Origin of the sequence: Streptomyces sp. NPDC003720 (assembly GCF_042875075.1) — a bacterium.
GTDB lineage: Bacteria > Actinomycetota > Actinomycetes > Streptomycetales > Streptomycetaceae > Streptomyces.
Map to the genome: position 1 here is coordinate 568,415 of NZ_JBIANZ010000003.1, position 20,994 is coordinate 589,408.

A 20,994-nucleotide genomic window follows, 5' to 3' on the forward strand; every position below is an offset into this window, starting at 1 on the left:
GGTACTTGCGCGATCCGTCCCGCCCGTGTGGACTACGGCCAATGCTTCGCGCACGCGCGTGGCTGAGATATTCAACAAGACATGATCAGGAGGCAAACCGTGAGCGCGACCGCGGACCACGCGGAGGAGCGGACGAACCCTGCCGCCAGGCTGGGGTTCCAGCCCGGGCAGGTGGTCCAGGAGATCGGCTACGACGACGACGTCGATCAGGAGCTCCGCGAGGCCATTGAGGAAGCCGTCGAGGGCGACCTGATGGACGAGGACTATGACGACGTGGCCGACGCCGTCGTGCTGTGGTACCGCGACGAGGACGGTGACCTCACCGACGCGCTCGTCGATGCCACGACGTACATCGAGGAGGGCGGTGCCATCCTGCTGCTGACGCCGAAGACCGGCCGCAGCGGGTACGTGGAGCCGAGCGACATCTCGGAGGCCGCGACGACCGCCGGCCTGACCGCGTCCAAGAGCGTCAGCGTGGGCAAGGACTGGAGCGGCAGCCGCCTGGCCACGCCGAAGGCCGCCAAGTCGAAGAAGTGACCGCCGCCGGGCCGGGCCTAAGGGTCCGGTCCGGCCGCCGCGGGCCTCCCGGTGATCGCTGCGTAGGGTGGAATCGAGCGCTTGCCGCGCTCTGACCCGAACGGCCCACCGAAGGGATGCACGACGATGGCGATCCAGGTCGGCGACAAGGCGCCCGATTTCGAGCTCAAGGACAACCACGGCCGCACCGTGAACCTCGCCGACTTCCGCGGCGAGAAGAACGTGGTGCTGCTCTTCTACCCCTTCGCCTTCACCGGCGTGTGCACCGGCGAGCTGTGCGAGCTGCGCGACAACCTGCCGAAGTTCGCGGACCGCGACACCCAGCTCCTCGCCGTCTCCAACGACTCCATCCACACCCTGCGCGTCTTCGCCGAGCAGGAGGGCCTGGAGTACCCGCTGCTGAGCGATTTCTGGCCGCACGGCAACGTCTCGCGCGCCTACGGCGTCTTCGACGAGGACAAGGGCTGCGCCGTCCGGGGCACCTTCGTCATCGACAAGGAGGGCGTCGTGCGGTGGACCGTGGTCAACGGACTGCCGGACGCCCGGGACCTGAACGACTACGTGAAGGCGCTCGACACCCTGTGATCCTCCGGGTCCAGGGTCTGCGGAGAGCGGGAACCCGTCACTAGGATCGGCACGTTGATCCCATATCCGAAGCACGACGGGGCTTCCGGCCCCAGAACACCACATGGAGGACCCGTGGGAGTCAGCCTCAGCAAGGGCGGCAACGTATCGCTGACGAAGGAGGCCCCGGGCCTGACCGCCGTCATCGTCGGTCTCGGGTGGGACGTGCGCACCACGACCGGCACCGACTTCGACCTCGACGCCAGCGCGCTGCTGCTGAACAACTCCGGCAAGGTCGCGAGCGACCAGCACTTCATCTTCTTCAACAACCTGAAGAGCCCGGACGGCTCCGTCGAGCACACCGGTGACAACATCACCGGTGAGGGCGAGGGCGACGACGAGCAGATCAAGATCAACCTGGCCGGCGTGCCGGCCGACATCGAGAAGATCGTCTTCCCGGTGTCGATCTACGACGCCGAGAACCGCCAGCAGTCCTTCGGTCAGGTCCGCAACGCGTTCATCCGCGTGGTGAACCAGGCGGGCGAGCAGGAGATCGCCCGCTACGACCTGAGCGAGGACGCGTCCACCGAGACCGCCATGGTCTTCGGCGAGCTCTACCGCCACGGCGCGGAGTGGAAGTTCCGCGCCATCGGCCAGGGGTACGCCTCCGGCCTGCGCGGCATCGCCCAGGACTTCGGCGTCAACGTCTGACACGCAACACAGCACCACCGTCCGGCGCCGCACCGTTTACGGGCGGCGCCGGACGCGCAGGACAACCAAAGAAGCACCACTAGGGGAGGACCAGCATCATGGGCGTCACGCTCGCCAAGGGAGGCAACGTCTCCCTCTCCAAGGCCGCACCGAACCTCACCAACGTCATGATCGGGCTCGGCTGGGACGCGCGCTCCACCACCGGCGCCCCCTTCGACCTGGACGCCAGCGCCCTGCTGTGCGGCGGGGCCAACCGGGTGCTGGGCGACGAGTGGTTCGTGTTCTACAACCAGCTCACGAGCCCCGACGGCTCGGTCGAGCACACCGGCGACAACCTCACCGGTGAGGGCGAGGGTGACGACGAGTCGATCCTGGTGGACCTGGCCAAGGTCCCGCTCCAGTGCGAGAAGATCATCTTCCCGGTCTCGATCCATGCCGCCGACGAGCGCGGCCAGACCTTCGGCCAGGTCTCCAACGCGTTCATCCGCGTGGTCAACCAGGCCGACGGCCAGGAACTGGCCCGCTACGACCTGAGCGAGGACGCCTCCACCGAGACCGCCATGATCTTCGGCGAGCTGTACCGCTACCAGAGCGAGTGGAAGTTCCGGGCCGTGGGACAGGGGTACGCGTCCGGACTGCGGGGCATCGCCCTCGATTTCGGGGTCAACGTCTCCTGAGCCCGGACACGAGGCCCTTGGACGGGGCTTCGTGACCACCCCCGCCGCCCCCGTGCTCCGCGAGGGCGTCAAGCTGTGCTGACAGTGCGAGGCGGGGACCTGCGGCGATGTGACGGAGGTCCCCTCGCCGACCCTTTCGGCGCAGTGCCCCTCTAGACTCGTGGTCAACATTTAGCAAAGCCGAGTACGGCGCGGGGGAACCTCTCCCCTCAGACATCGTCTGGGAGGTGCCCGCACAACACGATGGGGTAGCCAGTGCTTCTGAAAACCTTCGGCTGGTCGTTCGCGATCACCGCGCTCGGCCTGGTCGCGGCCGCGTTCTACGGCGGATGGACCGCCTTCGGGATCGTGGCGATCCTCGCCATCCTCGAGATCTCGCTGTCGTTCGACAACGCGGTGGTCAACGCCGGAATCCTGAAGAAGATGAACGCCTTCTGGCAGAAGATCTTCCTCACCGTCGGCGTCCTCATCGCCGTCTTCGGCATGCGGCTGGTCTTCCCCGTCGTGATCGTCGCGGTCACCGCCCACATGGGCCCGATCGAGGCCGTCGACCTCGCGCTCAACAACAAGGACCGCTACCAGCAGCTCGTCACCGACGCCCACCCGGCGATCGCCGCGTTCGGTGGCATGTTCCTGCTGATGATCTTCCTCGACTTCATCTTCGAGGACCGGGACATCCAGTGGCTGCGCTGGATCGAGCGGCCGCTCGCCAAGCTCGGCAAGGTCGACATGCTGTCGGTCTGCATCGCCCTGATCGTCCTGCTCATCACCGCCTTCACCTTCGCCACCCAGGCCCACCAGCACGGCGGCGCCCACGTCGACAAGGCGCAGACGGTTCTCATCGCCGGCATCGCCGGCCTGATCACCTACATGGTCGTCGGCGGTCTCTCCGGCTTCTTCGAGGACCGCCTCGAGGAGCAGGAGGAGCGCGAGCACGAGGAGGAGGAAGAGGCCGAGCGCACGGGCAAGAAGCGCTCGGCGGTCGTCCTGGCCGGCCAGGCCGCGTTCTTCATGTTCCTCTACCTCGAGGTCCTGGACGCGTCCTTCTCCTTCGACGGTGTCATCGGCGCCTTCGCCATCACCAACGACATCGTCCTGATGGCGCTCGGCCTCGGCATCGGCGCGATGTACGTCCGGTCCCTGACCGTGTACCTGGTCCGCCAGGGCACCCTCGACGACTACGTCTACCTGGAGCACGGCGCCCACTACGCCATCGGCGCCCTGGCCGTGATCCTCATGGTCACCATCCGGTACGAGATCAACGAGGTCATCACCGGACTCGTCGGCGTCGTCCTGATCGCCTGGTCCTTCTGGTCCTCCGTCCGCCGCAACCGCGCCCTCGCGGCCGCGGGCGAGGACTCCGGCCAGAAGACGGAGGTGTCCTCCGGGGTCTGACGGTCCTGGCGGGCCACCAGGGGACTTCGTCCGGAACGGACCGGTGCGAAGCCCCTAAGGGCAAGATCGGGGACGTCACGGGGTGTGACGCCCCGCGCCGTGAGGAACGCTCTGATCAGGGGCGGCCGACGTGGTCGGCCGCCCCTGACGGCGTTCGAGACGAGTCACCTGGGGGCGGGAATGGGATTCTTCGACGGGCTGCGCGGCGGACGCGCCGCCGAGTTCGACTCGGGCAGCGCCGCGAGCAACGCGATCGAACTGACCCGGCGGCACCAGCAGGTGTCCCTCACCCGGCAGGACGCGGCCACCGGCCACCTGCGCGTCAACCTGACCTGGCGGATGCGGACCTCCGACTTCGACGTCAACCAGCGCACCAGCCTCTTCCGGCACCCCTTCCGGGCACTGAAACCACCGGAGGTGCTCGGCCACGGCCAGAGCATGGTCAACGTCGACCTCGACCTGGGCTGCCTGTACGAACTCACCGACGGCACCAAGGGGGTCGTCCAGCCCCTCGGCGGCTACCTGGGCGACGTCAACGCGCCCCCGTACATCAAGCTCAGCGGCGACGACCGGTTCGGCTCGGCGTCCGGCGAGACCATGTACGTCAACCTGGACCACCGGGACGCCATCAGGCGGCTGCTGGTGTTCGTGTACATCTACGACCGCACACCCGCCTTCGACCGCACGCACGCCATCGTCACGCTCTACCCCAGCAACGGGCCCCGCATCGAGATAGGCCTGGACGAACGCCACCCCCAGGCCCGGTCCTGCGCCGTCGTGATGATCGAGAACGTGAAGGGGGAACTGCTCGTCCGGCGCGAGGTCAAGTTCGTCTACGGCTTCCAGGGCGAACTGGACCGGCTCTACGGATGGGGACTGACCTGGGGGCGGGGCTACAAGTCGAAGGTGGAGCAGTAGCCCCTACCGGCCTATGAACTGCGGCCCCTGGGGCGGCAGCCGGAAGTCCGGGTCCAGCGGAGCCGCCGGGACCGGCTGCGGCGGGGACTGCGGATAGCCGTAGGCGGGCAGCCCCGAGGTCGGCTGCGGATAGCCGTACGCCGGCTGCCGGGGCGACACCGTCTGCGGATAGCCGTACCCCGGCTGGGACGGCACCGCGGTCGTCGGCTGCTCCGGCGGAAGGGGCTGGGACGTCGTCTCCGGCGGGGCCTGCCGCGGCTCCTCCACCTCCGACTCGTCCACCGAGATCCCGAAGTCCGTGGCCAGGCCCCGCAGCCCGTTCGAATAGCCCTCGCCCAGCGCGCGGAACTTCCAGCCGTCGCCGCGCCGGTACAGCTCACCGCAGATCAGCGCGGTCTCCGCCCCCGTCTCCGGCTTGATCTCGAAACGGGCCAGCGGCTCGCCATCGGCCACGGCGGCGTCGTACAGCAGGATGCACAGGGCCGGCACCTGGTCGAAGGAGACGCCGTCCGCCGACGCGACCAGCAGGACACGGCCCACACCGGGCTCCACACCGGAGAGGTCCGACTGGATGGTGTCGGTCAGGCCTTCCGGGACCCGCTTCTTGCCCAGCCGCCAGACCTTCCCCGAGGGATGCCGGGGCTGGTTGTAGAAGACGAAGTCCTCGTCGGAGCGCACACGGCCGTCCTGGCCCAGCAGCAGCGCCGAGGCGTCCACGTCCGGAACCCCCTGCCCGGGCGTCCAGCGCAGCACGGCGCGCACCATGGTGGCCTCGAGCGGGACGTTGGACCCTTTCAGCATCGCGTGCGTCATGCGGTCATCCTGCCTTCTGGGCCGTGGCCACGACAATGCGGGGTGTACCGGCGCCGACGCGGGCCGGTTACCGGAAGTTCACGCCCGCAGGGAACCTCCGACATCGTTCCCTACGTACTATTACCGGCCACCCTTTACCCAATCCAAAGGTCCGACCCGGGCACCGAAGGAGCCGTATGCGTCATTTCGGGCACATCGCCCCCGAGGTGCGGAGGCGTCTGTTCCATCAGGAGCCGTGCGAGTTCACCGCCGACTCCCCGGCCCGGCTGCTCTCCGCGGCCCTGGGCGCCACGCTGTACAGCCCGGCCACCCGGCCGCAGCTGGCCGACGACATCGTCAAACAGGCCGGCAACGGCGTGGTCTCGATGGTGCTGTGCCTGGAGGACTCCATCGACGACGCGGACGTCGCCGCGGGCGAGGAGAACCTCGTCCGGCAGTTCGCCGACCTCGACTCCCGCACGGAGACCGAACCGCCCCTGCTGTTCATCCGGGTGCGTGTCCCCGAGCAGATCCCCGACCTCGTACGGCGCCTCGGCCCCTCCGTACGGCTGCTGTCCGGCTTCGTCCTGCCCAAGTTCACCGAGGAACGCGGCAACCCCTTCCTCGAGGCCCTCGCCCTCGCCGAGGCCGAGAGCGGCCGCCGGCTCTTCGCCATGCCCGTCCTCGAATCGCCCGAGCTGCTCTACCGCGAGAGCCGCGTGGACACCCTGGAGGGCATCGCCCGCGCGGTCGGCAAGCACCGCGACCGGGTCCTCGCCCTGCGCCTCGGCGTCACCGACTTCTGCTCCTCCTACGGCCTGCGCCGCGCACCCGACATGACCGCCTACGACGTCCAGGTCGTCGCCTCGGTGATCGCCGACGTGGTCAACATGCTGGGCCGCGCCGACGGCAGCGGCTTCACCGTCACCGGCCCCGTCTGGGAGTACTTCCGCGTCCCCGAGCGCATGTTCAAGCCACAACTGCGGCAGAGCCCCTTCCTCGAGGTGCAGGCCGTCGAGCTGCGCGAGAAGCTCATCGAGCACGCGATGGACGGACTGCTCCGGGAGATCTCCCTCGACCAGGCCAACGGCCTGCTCGGCAAGACCTGCATCCACCCCTCCCACGTCCTGCCCGTGCACGCGCTGTCCGTGGTCAGCCACGAGGAGTTCAGCGACGCGGCCGACATCCTCCGGCCGGAACGCGGCGGCGGGGGTGTACTCAGGTCCGCCTACACGAACAAGATGAACGAAGTGAAACCGCACCGCGCCTGGGCCGAACGCACCCTGCTGCGCGCCGAGGTGTTCGGCGTCGCCGGCGAGGACGTCGGCTTCGTCGAACTGCTCACCGCCGGAATACCCGGCTGACCCCTCCCAACCCAAGGAACGCATGAACAACGCAGTGAACGACGGGGTCTGGTCCGGCCGCTGGGTCGCCGAGCGACTCGGAGTCGGACTGGAGGGCGACGACGGGCTGCCGGACCTGCTCGGACTCGCGCTGCGCCGCAACCCCAAGCGGGCCCACCTGCTGGTCTCCAACGTGCTCGGCAAACACGTGCCCCAGTCGCCGTCCGTGGTCTACGGCCACGGCTTCCGGCTGGGCCGCCGGGTCCGCGCACTGCTCGGCGACACGGCGGCCGCCACCGCCGTCGTCCTCGGCTACGCGGAGACCGCCACCGGCCTCGGCCACGCGGTCGCCGACGGCCTGGGCCTCGCCCCGTACCTGCACTCCACCCGCCGCCCCGTGCCCGGCATCACCCCCGCCGGCGGCTTCGAGGAGTCCCACTCCCACGCCACCTCCCACCTGCTGCTCCCCGAGGACCCCGCCCTGCTCGCCGGCGACGGCCCGCTGGTCCTCGTCGACGACGAGTTCTCCACCGGCAGCACCGTCCTCAACACCATCCGCGACCTGCACGCCCGCCACCCGCGCGACCGGTACGTGGTGGTCGCCCTCGTCGACATGCGCTCACCCGAGGACACCGCACGCCTGCAGCGCTTCGCCGACGGCATCGGCGCCCGCGTCGATCTCGTCGCCGCCGCCTCCGGCACCGTACGGCTGCCCGAGGACGTCCTCGACAAGGGCCGCGAACTGGTCGCACGGCACGAGGCCGCCCGGCCCGGCGAGACGCCCGCACCACCCCGCGGCCGCATCACCCGTGTCGACCTGCGCTGGCCCCGCGGCCTGCCCGACGGCGGCCGCCACGGCTTCACCCCCGCGCACCGCGCCCGCCTGGAAACCGCCCTGCCCGCCATGGCCGCCAGAATCGCCGAAGCCCTGCCCGCCGACGCCCGCGACATCCTCGTACTCGGCTTCGAGGAACTGATGTACGCACCGCTGCGCATCGCCCGCGAACTCGAGCAGATCGCCCCGGACACCCGGGTGCGCTTCTCCACCACCACCCGCTCACCCGTCCTCGCCGTCGACGACCCCGGCTACGCGATCCGCACCCGCCTGGTCTTCCCCGCCCACGACGACCCCGCCGACGGCCCCGGCGAGCGGTACGCCTACAACGTCGCAGGCGCCGGCTTCGACGCCGTCGTCGCCGTGGTCGACTCGGCCGCCGACACCCCCGCACTGCGCGCCCCCGACGGCCTGACGGCCCGCCTCGCCGCCCACACCCCGCACGTCCTGCTCGCCGTCGTCCCCTCCCACGTGCCCACCCCCGCCACCACCCCCGAAAGGCCGGCCATGCTGCCCGAGCCCCTCCGCGGCCCCGCCTTCTCCTCGTACCCGCCCGACGAGGTCGGCTGGCTGCTGCGGGACCTCTCGGACGTCACCCTCGAAGCGCCGACCGAGGAGCGGGAGGAGGCCATCCAGAGCGGCGGCGCCCACTACGCCGAATCGCTCCCCGTGGAGTACCAGCCCAGCGAGCAGTACCAGCGGCTCTTCCACGCCGCCCTGGACACCTCCGCCGCCCGGATCGCGCACGCCGTCGGCGTCGTCACCGAGACCGTCCTCCAAGAGCGCTCACCCCGGCCCGTACTGGTCTCGCTCGCCCGCGCCGGCACCCCCGTCGGCATCCTGATGCGCCGCTGGGCCCAGTTCCGGCACGGTCTCGACCTCCCGCACTACGCCGTCTCCATCGTCCGCGGCCGCGGCATCGACGCCAACGCGCTGCGCTGGCTGGCCGCCCACCACGACCCCCGGGACGTCGTCTTCGTCGACGGCTGGACCGGGAAGGGCGCCATCACCCGCGAACTCGCCCAAGCCGTGGAAGCGTTCGAGGAGCAGGACGGCATCACCGGCTTCGACCCCGAGATCGCCGTCCTCGCCGACCCCGGCTCCTGCGTACGCACCTACGGCACCCGCGAGGACTTCCTCATCCCCTCCGCCTGCCTCAACTCCACCGTCTCCGGCCTGATCTCCCGCACCGTCCTGCGCGCCGACCTGGTCGGCCCGCACGACTTCCACGGCGCGAAGTTCTACCGCGAACTCGCCGGCGCCGACGTCTCCACGGCCTTCCTCCACGCCGTCCGCGACCGCTTCCAGGAAGTCGCCGACACCGTCGACAGCGCCGTCAAGGAACTCATGACCGAGGACCGCACCCCCACCTGGGCCGGCTGGCGGGCCGTCGAGCGGATCAGCGAGGAGTACGGCATCCACGACGTCAACCTCGTCAAACCCGGCGTCGGCGAGACCACCCGGGTACTGCTGCGCCGCGTGCCCTGGAAGATCCTCGCCAAGGCCGGCGCCGGCCCCGACCTGGACCACGTACGCCTGCTCGCCGAACAGCGCGGCGTACCCGTCGAGGAGGTCGGCGAACTGCCCTACACCTGCGTCGGACTCATCCACCCCCAGTACACCCGCGGCGCCACCGGCGCCGACGGCCGGGCGGTGAACGTCTGATGCCCGTACTCGTCGCGAGCGACCTCGACCGCACCCTCATCTACTCGGCGGCGGCCCTGGCCCTGACCATGCCCGACGCACGCGCCCCCCGCCTGCTCTGCGTCGAGGTCCACGAGAGCAGACCCCTGTCCTACATGACCGAGACGGCGGCCCAGCTCCTCACCGACCTCGGCGACGCGGCCGTCTTCGTGCCCACCACGACCCGGACCCGCAAGCAGTACCAGCGCATCAACCTCCCCGGCCCCCAGCCGGCCTACGCGATCTGCGCCAACGGCGGACACCTGCTGGTCGACGGAGCCACCGACCACGACTGGCACGCGCGCGTACTGGCACGCCTCGCCGACGAGTGCGCCCCCCTGGACGAGATCCGCGAGCACCTGATGCGCACCGCCGACCCCGTCTGGGTACGCAAGCACCGGGTCGCCGAGGACCTCTTCGCCTACCTCGTCATCGAGCGCGAACTCCTGCCCGACGAGTGGATGAAGGAACTGGCGGCCTGGGCGGAGAACCGCGGCTGGACCGTCTCCCTCCAGGGCCGCAAGATCTACGCCGTCCCCAAGCCGCTCACCAAGAGCGCGGCCGTGCACGAAGTCGCCCGGCGCACCGGAGCCGAGCTGACCCTCGCGGCCGGGGACTCCCTCCTCGACGCCGACATGCTCCTCGCCGCCGACCGGGGCTGGCGGCCCGGACACGGCGAACTCGCCGACGGCAAGTGGACCGCACCCGCCATCACCGCACTGCCGGAGCGGGGCGTGCTCGCCGGCGAACGGATCACCCGGGAGTTCCTGCGGGCCGCCCGCGGCGAGACACCCGCCGGCCCGCCGGCCTGATCAGCCGCAGCAGCCCCCGCCGCAGCAGCCGCCGCCCCCGCCGCCCGCGCCCGGCGCCGCGGCCGGGGCGCCGGCCGTGCCGCCGACGGCCACCGTCGACAGCAGCTTCACCGTGTCGTCATGGCCCGCCGGGCAGGCTGCGGGAGCGGCGGACTCCGCCATCGGACGGCTCAGTTCGAAGGTGTCACCGCAGGTACGGCAACGGTATTCATAGCGAGGCATGCGCCCAGAGTAACCGGCACCCGCTCCGGAATCACCGCAAGCCGGGACGGCCGGACCCGCCCTCCTCCTTGCCCGGCAACGGCATAGTCACCGGCATGGTGCCCGTCTCGTGCTCACGCCCCGGAGGCTCGGTGGCCGGATCGGGATGACGGGCCCGGTAGTACGGATTGTCCGGCGGCAGGGAGGAACCGACCCGGCCGTACATGCCGAACGTCATCAGCAGCAGCCCCACGATGAAGCTGAAGAGCACGTTCTGGATCCGGAACGCCAGGAAGTTGTAGTCACTGTCCAGCAGCGCGAGGTTCAGGAAACCGTTCAGCAGGAACAGCACCCCGAACACCATGTTCAGCGTCGACGCCACGTTCCCGCCGATCACCATGCCCGCCAGCAGGATCACCCCGACGACGATGGACAGCACACTCAGCGTGCCGTTGGTGTTCAGCCCGATGACCCTGTCACCACCGGTGCTGAAGAAACCGATCTGGTCGATCAGCCCCAGAATGCCGAAGACGAGCAGGAACGCGCCGATCAGAGCCGCCCCGATGCGGTAGACCGTGTTCAGCCGGTGGTCCACGGGCAGATGCTCGTCGAACCGGATCCGCCGTCGAGGCCTGCTGTGCACTGCGTGTGTGGCCATGTCCGCCTCCTCCGGGCGCTAGCGGAGGCCATCCGTCCATCCAGCATCCGCCACCCCACCCCGAACCGCCACCACACGCCTCAACAGTCCGGGCCCCCGGCGCCCGTGCCCGGGCCGCACCGCCCCCGTCGCCTCAGTGGCCGCGCCGCACGGCCTCCGGCGCCCCAGCGTCCGGGCCGCACGGGCCCCCGTCGCCTCAGGGGCGGCGTCGCACGGCCTCCGGCGCCCCAGCGTCCGGGCCGCACGGGCCCCCGTCGCCTCAGGGGCGGCGTCGCACGGCCTCCGGCGCCCCAGTGCCCGCGCCGCACCGCCTCCGTCGCCTCAGTGACGGCGCCCCACGGCCTCCGGCGCCCCAGCCGTCGGCTCCCCGCCGCCCCGGCGCCTCAGTGACCCGCGCCGCCCCCGCGCTCCTCGCGGATCCGCGACACCACGTCGGCCACCGTCCGCCGTACCGCCTCCAGCTCCGTCAGGAAGTGCCAGTAGTCCGGGTGCCGGCCCTCCAGCGAGCCGACCGCCCGGTCCAGCCGGGCCACCGCGTCGTCCAGCGGACGCGCGTGCCGCGGATCGGGCGTCGTACGTCCCGTCATGGCCAGCCGCTGGGCATCCCGGATCGCGAACCGGGTCCGCTCCGTCTCCGCCTGCGGATCCTTCTGCACCGCGTTCAACCGGGCGAGCCGGTCACCGGCGGCCGACACGGCCTCGTCGGTACTGTTCAGCAGCGCCCGCACCGTCGACAGCAGCGACGTGGCGTCCGGCCACCGCTGCGCGTCCCGCGCCGCCTGCGCCTCACGCAGCTTCGACTCGGCCTGCCGCACGTTCTCCGCGGCCGACGCGGGCACCTGCTGCAGGTCCTGCCAGCACGCCGCCGTGAAGCGCCGCCGCAGCTCGCTGAGCACCGGCTCGACCTGCCCCGCCCGGGTGGTCAGGGCCTGCGCACGGGTACGCAGACTGACCAGCCGGTGATCGATCTCCGCCGCCCGCTCCGGCAGCCGCTCGGCCTCGGCCCGGATCGCGGCGGCCTCCCGCTGCACCCGCTCGGCCCGCTCCAGCGTATGCGGCACCCCGTGCTGCCCGGCGCCCTGGTTCAGCCTCGTCAGCTCCGGGGACAGCGCGGCCAGCCGGGCCGCGAGATCGTCCGCCGCCAGCCCCTTCTCCCGTACGGCGTCCAGCGCGTTGCTCGCCCCCAGCAGCGCCTGCCGGGCCCGCTCCACGGCCGGCGCGAGCCGGGCCAGCTGGGTCTCGGCCTTGCCCAGCAACGGCCCCAGCGAGCTGCCGAAACGGTCCAGCTCCTCCTTGACCCGGACCAGCTCGTCCTTGGCCGCGGTCAGCTCGCTCCGCGCCCGGGCCGCAGTAGCCGCCTCAAGACCGTCGCGGTCTAGATCATGCGCGTCGACGGCCTGGATGTACCGCTGACTGACCTCGTCGATCCGCGCGCCCAGCGCCTCGAAGTCGGCGACCGCGCGCCGGGCGGCGGGGGAGTCGTCGACGGCCGTGATGGTCTCCACCGAGATCCGCAGGTCCCGCTGGGCGGTGTCCAGTTCGTAGAACGCGGCGGCCGCGGCGTCCTTCGCGGCCTGCGCCTCGGCCCGCTGACCCTCCGCACGCCCGCCGAACCACCGCCGGGTGCCGCCCCCGGCGAACGCGACCGGCAGCGCCAGCGCTACCACCACCGGCACACTCATCAGCGTCAGGACGTCACGCACCCCCGCGGACCCACGCCGGGTCCGTCCGGTCGGCGACGGCGGGTACGACTGCGTGGATGGCGTGCCCGGTGTCGCCCTCACATCCCTCTCCCGTGCTGTGGTCCGCCCTACCTGCTGTCATTCTCCCACCTGTTGAAGACGAACACACGAGCCGATCAGTTCGCCGTGGGCTCGGGGACTTTCACCGGCCGCGGCCGGAACGCACATCGGACGGACAGCGGGGCCTCCCTGGCCACACGCCCGCGCGGGCTTGCAGGGCAGGCGTCGGGACAATGTAGGCTGTCGGCCTGTCCCGGGTGCGTAGCTCAGCGGTAGAGCGCCTGCCTTACAAGCAGGATGTCGGCGGTTCGAAACCGTCCGCGCCCACCATGTGGATTCGAGAAGGCCCAGTCCCCGCAAGGGGCTGGGCCTTCGGTCATGGGGCGGGGGGTCGCCCGGCCGGATTCCGGTGATCACCGGCGGGGGGTCAGTCGGCCTCGGGCGTATCGGGGGCGTGCTTCAGCCTGCTGCGGGCGTCGACGCGGTCCGGGCCGGGCAGGTCCGACCAGTAGCGGTGGGTGCTGACGAAAACCGCGAGCTCGTGCTCCCGCTGCCGCAGCTTCTCCACCTCCGCCTGCTCGTCCTCCGTCCACCCCGGGGACGCGGACCGCTCGATCTTGCGCCACCCGCTTTCGTCGCTGAAGCCGTCCAGCGGCTCGACCGACCAGGGGAGCCGCCTCAGCAGGGCCGACAGCTCGGCCCTTATCTGGTGCAGCTCCTCCTGACCGGCGAGCAGGTCACTCGGAAAGTCATAGGACGTACCCACGCGGCAATGCTACGCCTGTTCGATTTTGAGTAGCGAGCTCGTTCCCGAGGTTCAGTCGAACGGGTGATCGGCTCAGTGACCGCTCTCCCGCAGTTCCCCCACGAGCCGCGTCGCCACCGGCACCGGTACGCCGTGCCGGTCCGCCGCGCGCAGCAGCGCCCCGCCGATGGCCTCGAGTTCGAGCGGGCGGCCCGCCTCCGCGTCGCGCTGCATGGACGACTTCATGCCGGCCGGGAAGGCGGCGTACCTGGCCATGGCCGCGGCCGGGTCGGCTGGGGCGCCGCAGGCGCGGCTGACCGCGGCCGTCTCGGCGACCAGCGAGCGCAGTTCCTCGTCATGCCGGGTGCGCACGTCGCCGAGAGGGAGGCCGTACCGCGTGGTGAGCAGGGCGAGGGGTGCGAGGAACGCCATCTTGGCCCACAGCGCTGCCGTTTCGTCCTCGACGACCCGGGCGGTGGGGCCGGCGTCGGACAGCACCGCGGCGAGGGCGTCCAGGCGCGGCCGGGGCGCGGTGCCGCTCGCTAGGTCGATCTCAGTGAAGGGGCTGTCGTGTTCGAAAACGCCCGGCGCGGTCCGGGTCGCCTCCACCCGGATCACGGCCGGGGCCACGAGGTCGGGGCGGTAGCGGGCGCGCAGGGTCGCGGGGTGTTCGACGCCGTTGAGGAACGGTACGAGGAGGGCGTCGCCGAGTGCGGCGGGCGGGACGCGGGTGAGGGCGTCGTCCAGGCCGGTGTGCTTGACGGTGACGAGGCAGGCGTCCACCGGTTCGCGCAGTTCGGTGTCGGCCTCCACGGCCGCGGTGAAGTCGCCGAACTGACGGCTGCAGACCTGGATTCCGTGGGTGCGCAGGATGGCGGCGGTGTCCTCGCGGGCCAGGCAGACGACGCGGTGGCCGGAGCGGGACAGGAGGGCGGCGAGGAGACCGCCGACGCCGCCGGGGCCCAGTACGGCCACGGTCCGCCTGGTCCGCTCCGGCCGGCCGGTCTCCGCCGGCCTCCCGGCCTGTCCGGCCTGTCCGGCGTGCTCGGCCTGTCCCGTGTTTCCGGCCTGCCCGGTCTGCTTCGTCGTCATGAGGGGCTCCCTCTCGTCGGTCGGCCCCGTGGGTCGGTGGCCGCCTTCGGCGTGATCCTCGCAGGGGTGGGCGCGTTGCGTGAGACTGGGGGCATGTGCCGGAGTATCAAGACGCTGCGCCCGCCAGTGCTGCCCGACGAGGCCACCGAGGACGACATCCGCGCCGCCGCGCTGCAGTACGTGCGGAAGGTCTCGGGGTTCCGGGCGCCCGCCGCCCACAACCGCGAGGTGTTCGAGCGGGCTGTGGAGGCCGTCGCGGAGGCCACGGCCGAGCTGCTCGGGGGGCTTGAGGTGCGGGGGCGGGCCGTGCGGACGGCGGCGGAGTAGGGGAGCGCTTCCCCGCGCTCCGAGGGGCCTGGGCGGTGGGCCGGTCGCCGCTCGGGGGTCCCGTGCTGCCCGCTTCCTGCTTCGGGGCCGGTCGCCGCTTTCGCCTGACGGTTGATCAGATGGCTTTGCCCGATGGGTGGTTGACGCCGAGTTTGCCGTGGCCGGCGTGGGCCGGGTGGCGGCGGTGGGTAGCTGTGCAGGGAGTGGATTCGGTCACACTTTCGGTCCGCGCTGCGGCGGTCGGGGCCCCGCTACGTGCGCTCGCGCCCGGAAGGGCGCCGTCGGGACGCGTGGAACCATGGCCAAATGTTGAACTTGCAAGCATCTATTAGGTTCACCTAACCTGGGTCTCCATTCGGTACCGCCGCCCCCACGACCGGCCCGTCCCCGGCCGGCCCGACCGAACCGAAGAGGAGACCCCCCACATGTCCGCACGTCTCAATTCCGCTCAGCCGTACGTCACCGGGCTGTTCCGCGTGGTCGTCGGCCTGCTGTTCACCGTGCACGGCGCCGCCTCGCTGTTCGGCGTCCTCGGCGGCGCCATGGGCACCCACGGCGGGACCGTCGAGGCCGGCGCCTGGCCCGGCTGGTACGCGGCGGTGATCCAGCTCGTCGCCGGCGGCCTCGTCCTGGTCGGCCTCGGTACGCGTGGCGCCGCGCTGGTCGCCTCGGGCTCGATGGCGTTCGCGTACTTCGACGTCCACCAGCAGGCCGCCCTGTGGCCCATCCAGAACGGCGGCGAGCTGTCGGTGATGTTCTGCTGGTCCTTCCTGCTGCTGGTCTTCACCGGTTCCGGCGCCTTCGGCCTGGACCGGCTGGTCACCCGGCGTACGGCCGCGGCGCGCCGGACCTCCGCCGAGCAGGCTCCGATAGCGGCCTGACCACAGCCCGCCGGGGCGCTGCTTCAAGGTGTCCGGACAGGGCATACGGACACGGCGCCCCACCCCGCTCCCGAAGCGGGGTGGGGCGCCGCCGGGTCCGCTCGGTGTGAAGGCCCGGAAAACGGGGTGACGATCACGTGCGCCCCCTGAGAACCTCCTGTCACACCCGCGGCGTACGCTGTATGGCTGTCATCGGGGGAGTCACGGGGGACGGGGAGCAGTCGTGTGGGAGAGCCTGGGGTCACTGGCCGCCGGCCCATGGATCTACGTCATGGTGGCCCTGTCGGTGCTGCTCGACGTCTTCCTGCCGGTGCTGCCGAGCGGTGTCCTCGTCATCACGGCGGCCACGGCGGCGGCCGCGGGCACGGGCGCCGCGACAGGACAGGTCCCGCACGAGGTGCCGGACATCCTCGCGTTGATCCTCTCCGCCGCGACCGCCTCGCTCCTCGGTGACGTCGCCGCCTACCGGCTGGCCTGGCGGGGCGGGGAGCGCCTGGACCGGGCGATAGGCCGCTCCCGTCGGCTGACCGTCGCGCAGGAACGTCTCGGCGAGGCGCTGTCCCGGGGCGGCGGGGCCCTGGTGGTGCTGGCCCGGTTCGCGCCGGCCGGCCGCTCGGTGGTGTCCTTCTGTGCCGGCGCGGCGCACCGCCGGGCCCGTGACTTCGTTCCCTGGTCCGCGCTGGCCGGCCTGTCCTGGGCCGCCTACAGCGTCGCCCTCGGCTACTTCGGCGCCCGCTGGCTGGGCGCCACCTGGCTGGCCACCGGCGTCTCGGTGGCCGCACTGGTCGGCGCGGGCGCGGCGGCCGGCTTCCTGGTCCGGCGGCGGCCGGCGTAACGGTTCAAGAGTGGGCCCTGCCCGGGCGGTTGGGACGCGGCCCTGAACGGCGCCGCCCTCCCCGGCCGCCTGCTCGTGGCGGCCGGAGAGGGCTGTGGGGGGCCGGCGGTCAGCAGCTCGCCAGGTAGTTGGTCAGCGCGGACTTCTCCGCCGAGTCGACCGACAGGTTGTAGTAGTACTTCACCTGCACCCAGGCGCGGACGTACGTGCAGCGGTACGCGGTGCGGGACGGCATCCAGGTGGCCGGGTCCTGGTCGCCCTTGGCCTGGTTGACGTTGTCGGTGACGGCGAGGAGCTGCGGACGGGTCAGGTCGTTGGCGAAGGCCTGCCGCTGGGCGGTGGTCCACTTGCTCGCGCCGGAGTCCCAGGCCTCGGCCAGCGGCACCAGGTGGTCGATGTCGAGGTCGGAGGCGGCGGTCCAGGTGGCGCCGTCGTACGGGGAGTACCAGCTGCCGCTGGTGGCGGCGCAGGAGGAGTCGGTGACGACGTTCGTGCCGTCCCGCTTGAGGACCGTCTCGCGGGTGTTGCAGGTGCCGCTGATGGTGATCCAGAGCGGGAACAGGTCGCGGCTGTAGCCGGTGCGGTTCTCGGTGGCCACGGTGAGCTGGGAGAGGTAGCTGCGGGCCGTGGCGCCGCTGACCGGCGTGGGCAGGGCCGCGGAGGCGCTCGGCGCGTTGAACAGGGCGACGGAGGCTACCAGTCCGCTGAGGGCGGCGAGTATGCTGAGCCGTCGACGCGCGTAGAACCGGGACATGCGAACTCCCTTGTGCGGTGGGGGTGTTGGAGCGCGGGCGTGGGAATGCTCGCGCTGCCGTGTTGCCGGTCGGTGAGCGCTCGGTTAGAAGTTAGTGTCGTGCGCATGACACGACAAGGTTCAGGCTCGAACTTTCGATCGCGTACCATGGGCGGTGCAGAAGGGGAGTAGCTCTTCGCCGGACCGTCGACATACTGCTCAGCGAGCCTGAGCCGGCGCCCGGAGGCGGATCCCGCGTGGACCGCCCAGCGAGACCTTCGGCAAGCAGTGCACGCCCGTGCCCCCGAGGCGCGGGCGCCGAGTGCGCTGCCGTGCCGAGGTGTCCTCAGTCAGGTACAGCACTCTCGGTGGGGCAGCCCCGACCGATTGAGGAACCTTGATCAGCATCACCGTGACGGCGATCGTCTTCGGCGTCGTCTTCCTCGCCGAACTGCCGGACAAGACCGCGCTCGCCGGCCTCGTCCTCGGCACCCGCTACCGCGCCTCGTACGTCTTCGCGGGCGTCGCCGCCGCCTTCCTGCTGCACGTCGTGCTCGCCGTCGCGGCCGGCAGCGTGCTGACCCTGCTCCCGCAGCAGATCGTGCACGCGCTCACCGGTGTGCTGTTCCTCGGCGGCGCGGCGGTGCTGCTGCTGAAGAAGGACGAGGGCGAGGAGGAGGTCAAGAAGCCCGCCGACCAGTCCTTCTGGAAGGTCGCCGGCACCGGGTTCATGCTCATCCTGGTCGCCGAGTTCGGCGACCTCACGCAGATCATGACCGCCAACCTCGCCGCCCGCTACGACGACCCGATCTCCGTCGGCGTCGGCGCGGTCCTCGGTCTGTGGGCCGTGGCCGGGCTCGGCATCGTCGGCGGCAAGGCCCTGATGAAGCGGGTGCCGCTGCGGCTGATCACACAGATCGCGGCGCTGCTGATGCTGGCTCTGGGCGTGTGGAGCCTGTACGAGGCCGTCGCCGGCTGAGCGAACGGACGGTGAACCCTCGCCGGTGGTGGTGGCGGTGCCGCGACTTGTTTTGTACCGTGGAGAAACAAAGTGGCTCCCGCCCGTTTTCCCTGACCGGCGGGCGGGGCCGTTTTGTCTCCCACTCCGCCCACCGCGCTTCACCCCGCCCAGCCCGTTCGTTCGTTTCCCGGGGAGTCCCGGGAACCCCGAGGAGGAGCCGCCGATGCCGGCGACCGCCACGCCCGCCGTCCTCACCGCCCGTGCCCTCCTGCTCGACATGGACGGCACCCTCGTCAACTCGGACGCCGTGGTCGAGCGCATCTGGCGGCGCTGGGCCGAGCGTCACGGCCTGGACGGCGACGAGGTGATGAAGGTCGTGCACGGGCGGCAGGGCCACGCCTCCATGGCGGTGCTGCTGCCCGAGCGGCCGGTGGAACAGAACCTGGCCGACAACGCCCGCATGCTCGCCGAGGAGACCGCCGACATGGACGGCGTGGTCGAAGTGCCCGGCGCCGGCGCCTTCCTCGCCTCGCTGCGCGGTGTCCCGCACGCGCTGGTGACCTCCGCCGACGTCGCCCTGTCCACCGCGCGCATGGCGGCCGCCGGGCTGCCGCTGCCCGAGGTGCGCGTCACCGCCGAGTCGGTGGGGGCGAGCAAGCCCGACCCCGAGGGGTTCCTCAAGGGCGCGGCGGAATTGGGCGTGGACCCGGCGGACTGTGTCGTCTTCGAGGACTCCGGGGCCGGGATCGCGGCCGGACGGGCCGCCGGGATGCGGGTCGTCGGCGTGGGGCCGCGGGCCGCTGCGCACGGGCCGGACGTCGTGGTGCCGGACCTGACCGGAGTACGGGTGGAACCCGCCGGGGACGGTACGGTCCGGCTGCACCTGGCCTGAGCGGCACCGAGTCGCCCGCACTGCGTCCGCTCGGTGCCGCGGATCGAAGCGCGCCCGGCCCGAGGCGCTCTCGGAGAGGGCGGCCCGCCGCGCAGTCGCCCCGCTCGGAGACGCGGATCGACGTCGCACCTGCTCGAAGCGGCACCTGCTCGACTTCGCACCCGGCCCGAAGCGCTCTCAGGGAGGGCGGCCCGCCTTGCAGTCGCCCCGCTCGGAGACGCGGATCGACGTCGCACCTGCTCGAAGCGGCACCTGCTGGACGTCGCACCCGGCCCGAAGCGCTCCCGGTGGAGGGCGGCCCGCCTCAGGAGGGCGCGCGGGGCTACCAGGTCTCCGACTCCAGCTTCGCGCGGGTGGCCGTGCCGTAGACCCCCGGCGTGTCGCCGCTGATGCCGCGGGCCAGTTGGTACGTGCGCACGGCGTCCTCGACCGGGCGCGTGTACACGCCGTCGATGTGGTCGGGGTAGAGGTTCAGCGCGCTCAGCCGGGTCTGCAGGTCGATGACCTCGAGGCCCTGGTCGCCGCGGCGCAGGACCAGTGCGGTGGCGGTCGGGCCGAGGCTGCCGGCCGACGCCGTGCCCGAGGGGGCCGGGCGGGAGGCGCCGCGGGACGCCGAGGGGGTCGCCGTCCCGGGTGCGGACGTCCCGGGCGCGGGCAGGCGGGCGGCCGACGGGGACGCGGGCTCGGAGGAGAAGGCGGAGCCCGGCGACGTCGGCGCCTCTTCCGGCACGCTTTCGCGTACCTGCGGTGCCGACCGGTCCCGGGTCGGTTCCTGGTAGGAGAACAGTCCGCCGGCGAGACCCACGGCGGCCGCCACCACGCCCGCGCCCGCAATGCACAGCAGGGCGGTACGGCGCCGGCGGGTGCGGCCGGCGGAACCGGCGGGGCCCGGGAACGGCTGTGCGCCGAAGTCCCCGGGCGGCGGTAAGCGTCTCGCGCCGGACCCGTCCGGCACGGCCCCCCGCGCCGCCGGCGCGCTCACCCGAACGGCGTCTCCGTCCGGCTCCGCCGAGGTCCGCCCGTTCGGCGAGGACTGCCGTTCCGCCGGGGTCGGCCCGTCCGGTGAGGGCCGCTGCTCCGCCGGCCCGCTCGTCCGAACGGCGTCTTCGCCCGGCTCCGCCGAAGTCCGCCCGTTCGGCGAGGACTGCCGCTCCGCCGGGGTCCGCCCGTCCGGTGAGGGCCGCTGCTCCGCCGGCCCGCTCACCCGAACGGCGTCTCCGTCCGGCTCCGCCGAGGTCCGCCCGTTCGGCGAGGACTGCCGTTCCGCCGGGGTCCGCCCGTCCGGTGAGGGCCGCTGCTCCGCCGGCCCGCTCGTCCGAACGGCGTCCCCCGCGCCCCCACCGTCCGCGGGAACGGCGCTGTCCCCGGCCGAAGCCTCCCCGCCCAGCCCTGCCGGGGTCCGCTCGTTCGGCGAGGATCCCTGTCCCGCCGGTCCGGGCGCGCCGGCTCCGTCGGGGTCGCCCATCTCCACGTACGGCCGTATGCGCAGCGGGTCGAAGTCCTCCGCCGCGGCCGCCTCGGCCGTGCGCGTCTCGCGCAGCGCCCGGGACGCCCGTTCCGTGCAGTCGCACGACGGCGTGTTGTCCGGTCCTCTGGGCGCGCCGCACTCCGGGCAGGTGTGGCCGCTCGACTCCGTCATGTGTTCGCCCCGTCCCCTCGC

22 protein-coding genes and 1 tRNA gene are annotated in these 20,994 nt (G+C 72.0%); 15 read left to right on the forward strand and 8 right to left on the reverse strand.

Annotation, left to right across the window (positions count from 1 at the left end):
- Nucleotides 1–99: 99 nt before the first annotated feature.
- The 6 genes from ACFYU0_RS11465 to ACFYU0_RS11490 all read left to right on the forward strand — a co-directional run bounded on the left by ACFYU0_RS11465 (nt 100) and on the right by ACFYU0_RS11490 (nt 4,802).
- The gene (locus tag ACFYU0_RS11465; protein WP_351659839.1) at nt 100–537 is read left to right on the forward strand and encodes a DUF3052 domain-containing protein; all 438 of its coding nucleotides are present in this window, start codon (nt 100–102) and stop codon (nt 535–537) included.
- A 126-nt stretch (nt 538–663) separates the two neighbouring features.
- Complete coding sequence (locus tag ACFYU0_RS11470; protein ID WP_351659842.1) at nt 664–1,122, forward strand: peroxiredoxin; 459 nt, start codon at nt 664–666, stop codon at nt 1,120–1,122.
- A gap of 114 nt (nt 1,123–1,236) precedes the next feature.
- On the forward strand, nt 1,237–1,812 hold the full coding sequence (locus ACFYU0_RS11475) for a calcium homeostasis/redox stress adaptation protein (protein WP_351659845.1): 576 nt from the start codon (nt 1,237–1,239) through the stop codon (nt 1,810–1,812).
- A 98-nt stretch (nt 1,813–1,910) separates the two neighbouring features.
- A complete protein-coding gene (locus tag ACFYU0_RS11480; protein WP_351659848.1) occupies nt 1,911–2,489 on the forward strand; it encodes a TerD family protein in 579 nt (192 codons plus the stop codon).
- Nucleotides 2,490–2,744: 255 nt separating this feature from the next.
- Complete coding sequence (locus ACFYU0_RS11485; protein WP_351659851.1) at nt 2,745–3,884, forward strand: DUF475 domain-containing protein; 1,140 nt, start codon at nt 2,745–2,747, stop codon at nt 3,882–3,884.
- Nucleotides 3,885–4,064: 180 nt separating this feature from the next.
- Nucleotides 4,065–4,802, forward strand: coding sequence for a Tellurium resistance (locus ACFYU0_RS11490; RefSeq protein WP_389299782.1), 738 nt, complete (start codon nt 4,065–4,067; stop codon nt 4,800–4,802).
- 3 nt (nt 4,803–4,805) lie between these two features.
- Here the strand turns inward: ACFYU0_RS11490 and ACFYU0_RS11495 are convergent, their stop codons facing one another.
- On the reverse strand, nt 4,806–5,615 hold the full coding sequence (locus ACFYU0_RS11495) for a TerD family protein (RefSeq protein ID WP_389299784.1): 810 nt from the start codon (nt 5,613–5,615) through the stop codon (nt 4,806–4,808).
- 176 nt (nt 5,616–5,791) lie between these two features.
- Between ACFYU0_RS11495 and ACFYU0_RS11500 the strand changes: the two genes are divergently transcribed.
- Genes ACFYU0_RS11500 through ACFYU0_RS11510 form a run of 3 tightly spaced genes read left to right on the forward strand, consistent with a single transcriptional unit; the run spans nt 5,792 to nt 10,267 of the window.
- Nucleotides 5,792–6,958, forward strand: coding sequence for an HpcH/HpaI aldolase/citrate lyase family protein (locus tag ACFYU0_RS11500; protein WP_351659860.1), 1,167 nt, complete (start codon nt 5,792–5,794; stop codon nt 6,956–6,958).
- 22 nt (nt 6,959–6,980) lie between these two features.
- Nucleotides 6,981–9,437: a phosphoribosyltransferase gene (locus ACFYU0_RS11505; RefSeq protein ID WP_389299788.1), complete on the forward strand. Its 2,457-nt coding sequence runs from the start codon at nt 6,981–6,983 to the stop codon at nt 9,435–9,437.
- On the forward strand, nt 9,437–10,267 hold the full coding sequence (locus ACFYU0_RS11510) for an HAD family hydrolase (RefSeq protein ID WP_389299791.1): 831 nt from the start codon (nt 9,437–9,439) through the stop codon (nt 10,265–10,267). The genes ACFYU0_RS11505 and ACFYU0_RS11510 overlap by 1 nt, the downstream gene beginning before the upstream one ends.
- On the opposite strand, the gene ACFYU0_RS11515 is transcribed toward ACFYU0_RS11510, so the two are convergent.
- The 3 genes from ACFYU0_RS11515 to ACFYU0_RS11525 all read right to left on the reverse strand — a co-directional run bounded on the left by ACFYU0_RS11515 (nt 10,268) and on the right by ACFYU0_RS11525 (nt 12,910).
- Nucleotides 10,268–10,489, reverse strand: a complete 222-nt coding sequence (locus tag ACFYU0_RS11515; protein ID WP_250402736.1) for a zinc ribbon domain-containing protein — start codon at nt 10,487–10,489, stop codon at nt 10,268–10,270.
- A gap of 31 nt (nt 10,490–10,520) precedes the next feature.
- Nucleotides 10,521–11,126: a DUF4383 domain-containing protein gene (locus ACFYU0_RS11520; protein WP_389299795.1), complete on the reverse strand. Its 606-nt coding sequence runs from the start codon at nt 11,124–11,126 to the stop codon at nt 10,521–10,523.
- A 383-nt stretch (nt 11,127–11,509) separates the two neighbouring features.
- On the reverse strand, nt 11,510–12,910 hold the full coding sequence (locus ACFYU0_RS11525; RefSeq protein ID WP_389299798.1) for a hypothetical protein: 1,401 nt from the start codon (nt 12,908–12,910) through the stop codon (nt 11,510–11,512).
- Between the two features lie 213 nt (nt 12,911–13,123).
- Here ACFYU0_RS11525 and ACFYU0_RS11530 point away from each other — a divergent pair.
- Nucleotides 13,124–13,198 (forward strand) — tRNA-Val (locus tag ACFYU0_RS11530).
- A gap of 97 nt (nt 13,199–13,295) precedes the next feature.
- On the opposite strand, the gene ACFYU0_RS11535 is transcribed toward ACFYU0_RS11530, so the two are convergent.
- Nucleotides 13,296–13,634: a hypothetical protein gene (locus ACFYU0_RS11535; RefSeq protein ID WP_389299801.1), complete on the reverse strand. Its 339-nt coding sequence runs from the start codon at nt 13,632–13,634 to the stop codon at nt 13,296–13,298.
- 72 nt (nt 13,635–13,706) lie between these two features.
- Nucleotides 13,707–14,705 carry a ketopantoate reductase family protein gene (locus tag ACFYU0_RS11540; RefSeq protein WP_389299803.1) on the reverse strand — a complete coding sequence of 333 codons (999 nt, stop codon included), beginning with the start codon at nt 14,703–14,705 and terminating at the stop codon, nt 13,707–13,709.
- A 93-nt stretch (nt 14,706–14,798) separates the two neighbouring features.
- Between ACFYU0_RS11540 and ACFYU0_RS11545 the strand changes: the two genes are divergently transcribed.
- From ACFYU0_RS11545 to ACFYU0_RS11555, 3 genes are all read left to right on the forward strand, one after another.
- Entirely contained in the window at nt 14,799–15,032 is a 234-nt protein-coding gene (locus tag ACFYU0_RS11545) for a DUF2277 domain-containing protein (RefSeq protein WP_351659878.1), read from the forward strand.
- A gap of 425 nt (nt 15,033–15,457) precedes the next feature.
- Nucleotides 15,458–15,913: a DoxX family protein gene (locus ACFYU0_RS11550; RefSeq protein ID WP_389299806.1), complete on the forward strand. Its 456-nt coding sequence runs from the start codon at nt 15,458–15,460 to the stop codon at nt 15,911–15,913.
- A 271-nt stretch (nt 15,914–16,184) separates the two neighbouring features.
- Nucleotides 16,185–16,748 carry a VTT domain-containing protein gene (locus ACFYU0_RS11555; protein ID WP_351660188.1) on the forward strand — a complete coding sequence of 188 codons (564 nt, stop codon included), beginning with the start codon at nt 16,185–16,187 and terminating at the stop codon, nt 16,746–16,748.
- A 109-nt stretch (nt 16,749–16,857) separates the two neighbouring features.
- Here ACFYU0_RS11555 and ACFYU0_RS11560 read toward each other — a convergent pair whose 3' ends face one another.
- Nucleotides 16,858–17,502 carry an HNH endonuclease family protein gene (locus ACFYU0_RS11560; RefSeq protein WP_351659885.1) on the reverse strand — a complete coding sequence of 215 codons (645 nt, stop codon included), beginning with the start codon at nt 17,500–17,502 and terminating at the stop codon, nt 16,858–16,860.
- 376 nt (nt 17,503–17,878) lie between these two features.
- Here ACFYU0_RS11560 and ACFYU0_RS11565 point away from each other — a divergent pair, with 376 nt between their 5' ends.
- Both ACFYU0_RS11565 and ACFYU0_RS11570 read left to right on the forward strand, forming a co-directional pair.
- Nucleotides 17,879–18,460: a TMEM165/GDT1 family protein gene (locus ACFYU0_RS11565; RefSeq protein ID WP_351659888.1), complete on the forward strand. Its 582-nt coding sequence runs from the start codon at nt 17,879–17,881 to the stop codon at nt 18,458–18,460.
- 205 nt (nt 18,461–18,665) lie between these two features.
- Entirely contained in the window at nt 18,666–19,334 is a 669-nt protein-coding gene (locus ACFYU0_RS11570) for an HAD-IA family hydrolase (protein ID WP_389299810.1), read from the forward strand.
- Between the two features lie 322 nt (nt 19,335–19,656).
- On the opposite strand, the gene ACFYU0_RS11575 is transcribed toward ACFYU0_RS11570, so the two are convergent.
- On the reverse strand, nt 19,657–20,973 hold the full coding sequence (locus ACFYU0_RS11575; RefSeq protein WP_389299814.1) for a peptidoglycan-binding protein: 1,317 nt from the start codon (nt 20,971–20,973) through the stop codon (nt 19,657–19,659).
- Between the last annotated feature and the right edge of the window lie 21 nt (nt 20,974–20,994).

Coding starts and splice junctions, on each gene's coding strand:
- ACFYU0_RS11470 (WP_351659842.1), top strand. CDS start 664: ATGGCGATCCAGGTCGGCGACAAGGCGCCCGATTTCGAGCTCAAGGAC.
- ACFYU0_RS11480 (WP_351659848.1), top strand. CDS start 1,911: ATGGGCGTCACGCTCGCCAAGGGAGGCAACGTCTCCCTCTCCAAGGCC.
- ACFYU0_RS11490 (WP_389299782.1), top strand. CDS start 4,065: ATGGGATTCTTCGACGGGCTGCGCGGCGGACGCGCCGCCGAGTTCGAC.
- ACFYU0_RS11495 (WP_389299784.1), bottom strand. CDS start 5,615: ATGACGCACGCGATGCTGAAAGGGTCCAACGTCCCGCTCGAGGCCACC.
- ACFYU0_RS11500 (WP_351659860.1), top strand. CDS start 5,792: ATGCGTCATTTCGGGCACATCGCCCCCGAGGTGCGGAGGCGTCTGTTC.
- ACFYU0_RS11505 (WP_389299788.1), top strand. CDS start 6,981: ATGAACAACGCAGTGAACGACGGGGTCTGGTCCGGCCGCTGGGTCGCC.
- ACFYU0_RS11510 (WP_389299791.1), top strand. CDS start 9,437: ATGCCCGTACTCGTCGCGAGCGACCTCGACCGCACCCTCATCTACTCG.
- ACFYU0_RS11515 (WP_250402736.1), bottom strand. CDS start 10,489: ATGCCTCGCTATGAATACCGTTGCCGTACCTGCGGTGACACCTTCGAA.
- ACFYU0_RS11520 (WP_389299795.1), bottom strand. CDS start 11,126: ATGGCCACACACGCAGTGCACAGCAGGCCTCGACGGCGGATCCGGTTC.
- ACFYU0_RS11540 (WP_389299803.1), bottom strand. CDS start 14,705: ATGACGACGAAGCAGACCGGGCAGGCCGGAAACACGGGACAGGCCGAG.
- ACFYU0_RS11545 (WP_351659878.1), top strand. CDS start 14,799: ATGTGCCGGAGTATCAAGACGCTGCGCCCGCCAGTGCTGCCCGACGAG.
- ACFYU0_RS11550 (WP_389299806.1), top strand. CDS start 15,458: ATGTCCGCACGTCTCAATTCCGCTCAGCCGTACGTCACCGGGCTGTTC.
- ACFYU0_RS11555 (WP_351660188.1), top strand. CDS start 16,185: ATGGTGGCCCTGTCGGTGCTGCTCGACGTCTTCCTGCCGGTGCTGCCG.
- ACFYU0_RS11560 (WP_351659885.1), bottom strand. CDS start 17,502: ATGTCCCGGTTCTACGCGCGTCGACGGCTCAGCATACTCGCCGCCCTC.
- ACFYU0_RS11570 (WP_389299810.1), top strand. CDS start 18,666: ATGCCGGCGACCGCCACGCCCGCCGTCCTCACCGCCCGTGCCCTCCTG.
- ACFYU0_RS11575 (WP_389299814.1), bottom strand. CDS start 20,973: ATGACGGAGTCGAGCGGCCACACCTGCCCGGAGTGCGGCGCGCCCAGA.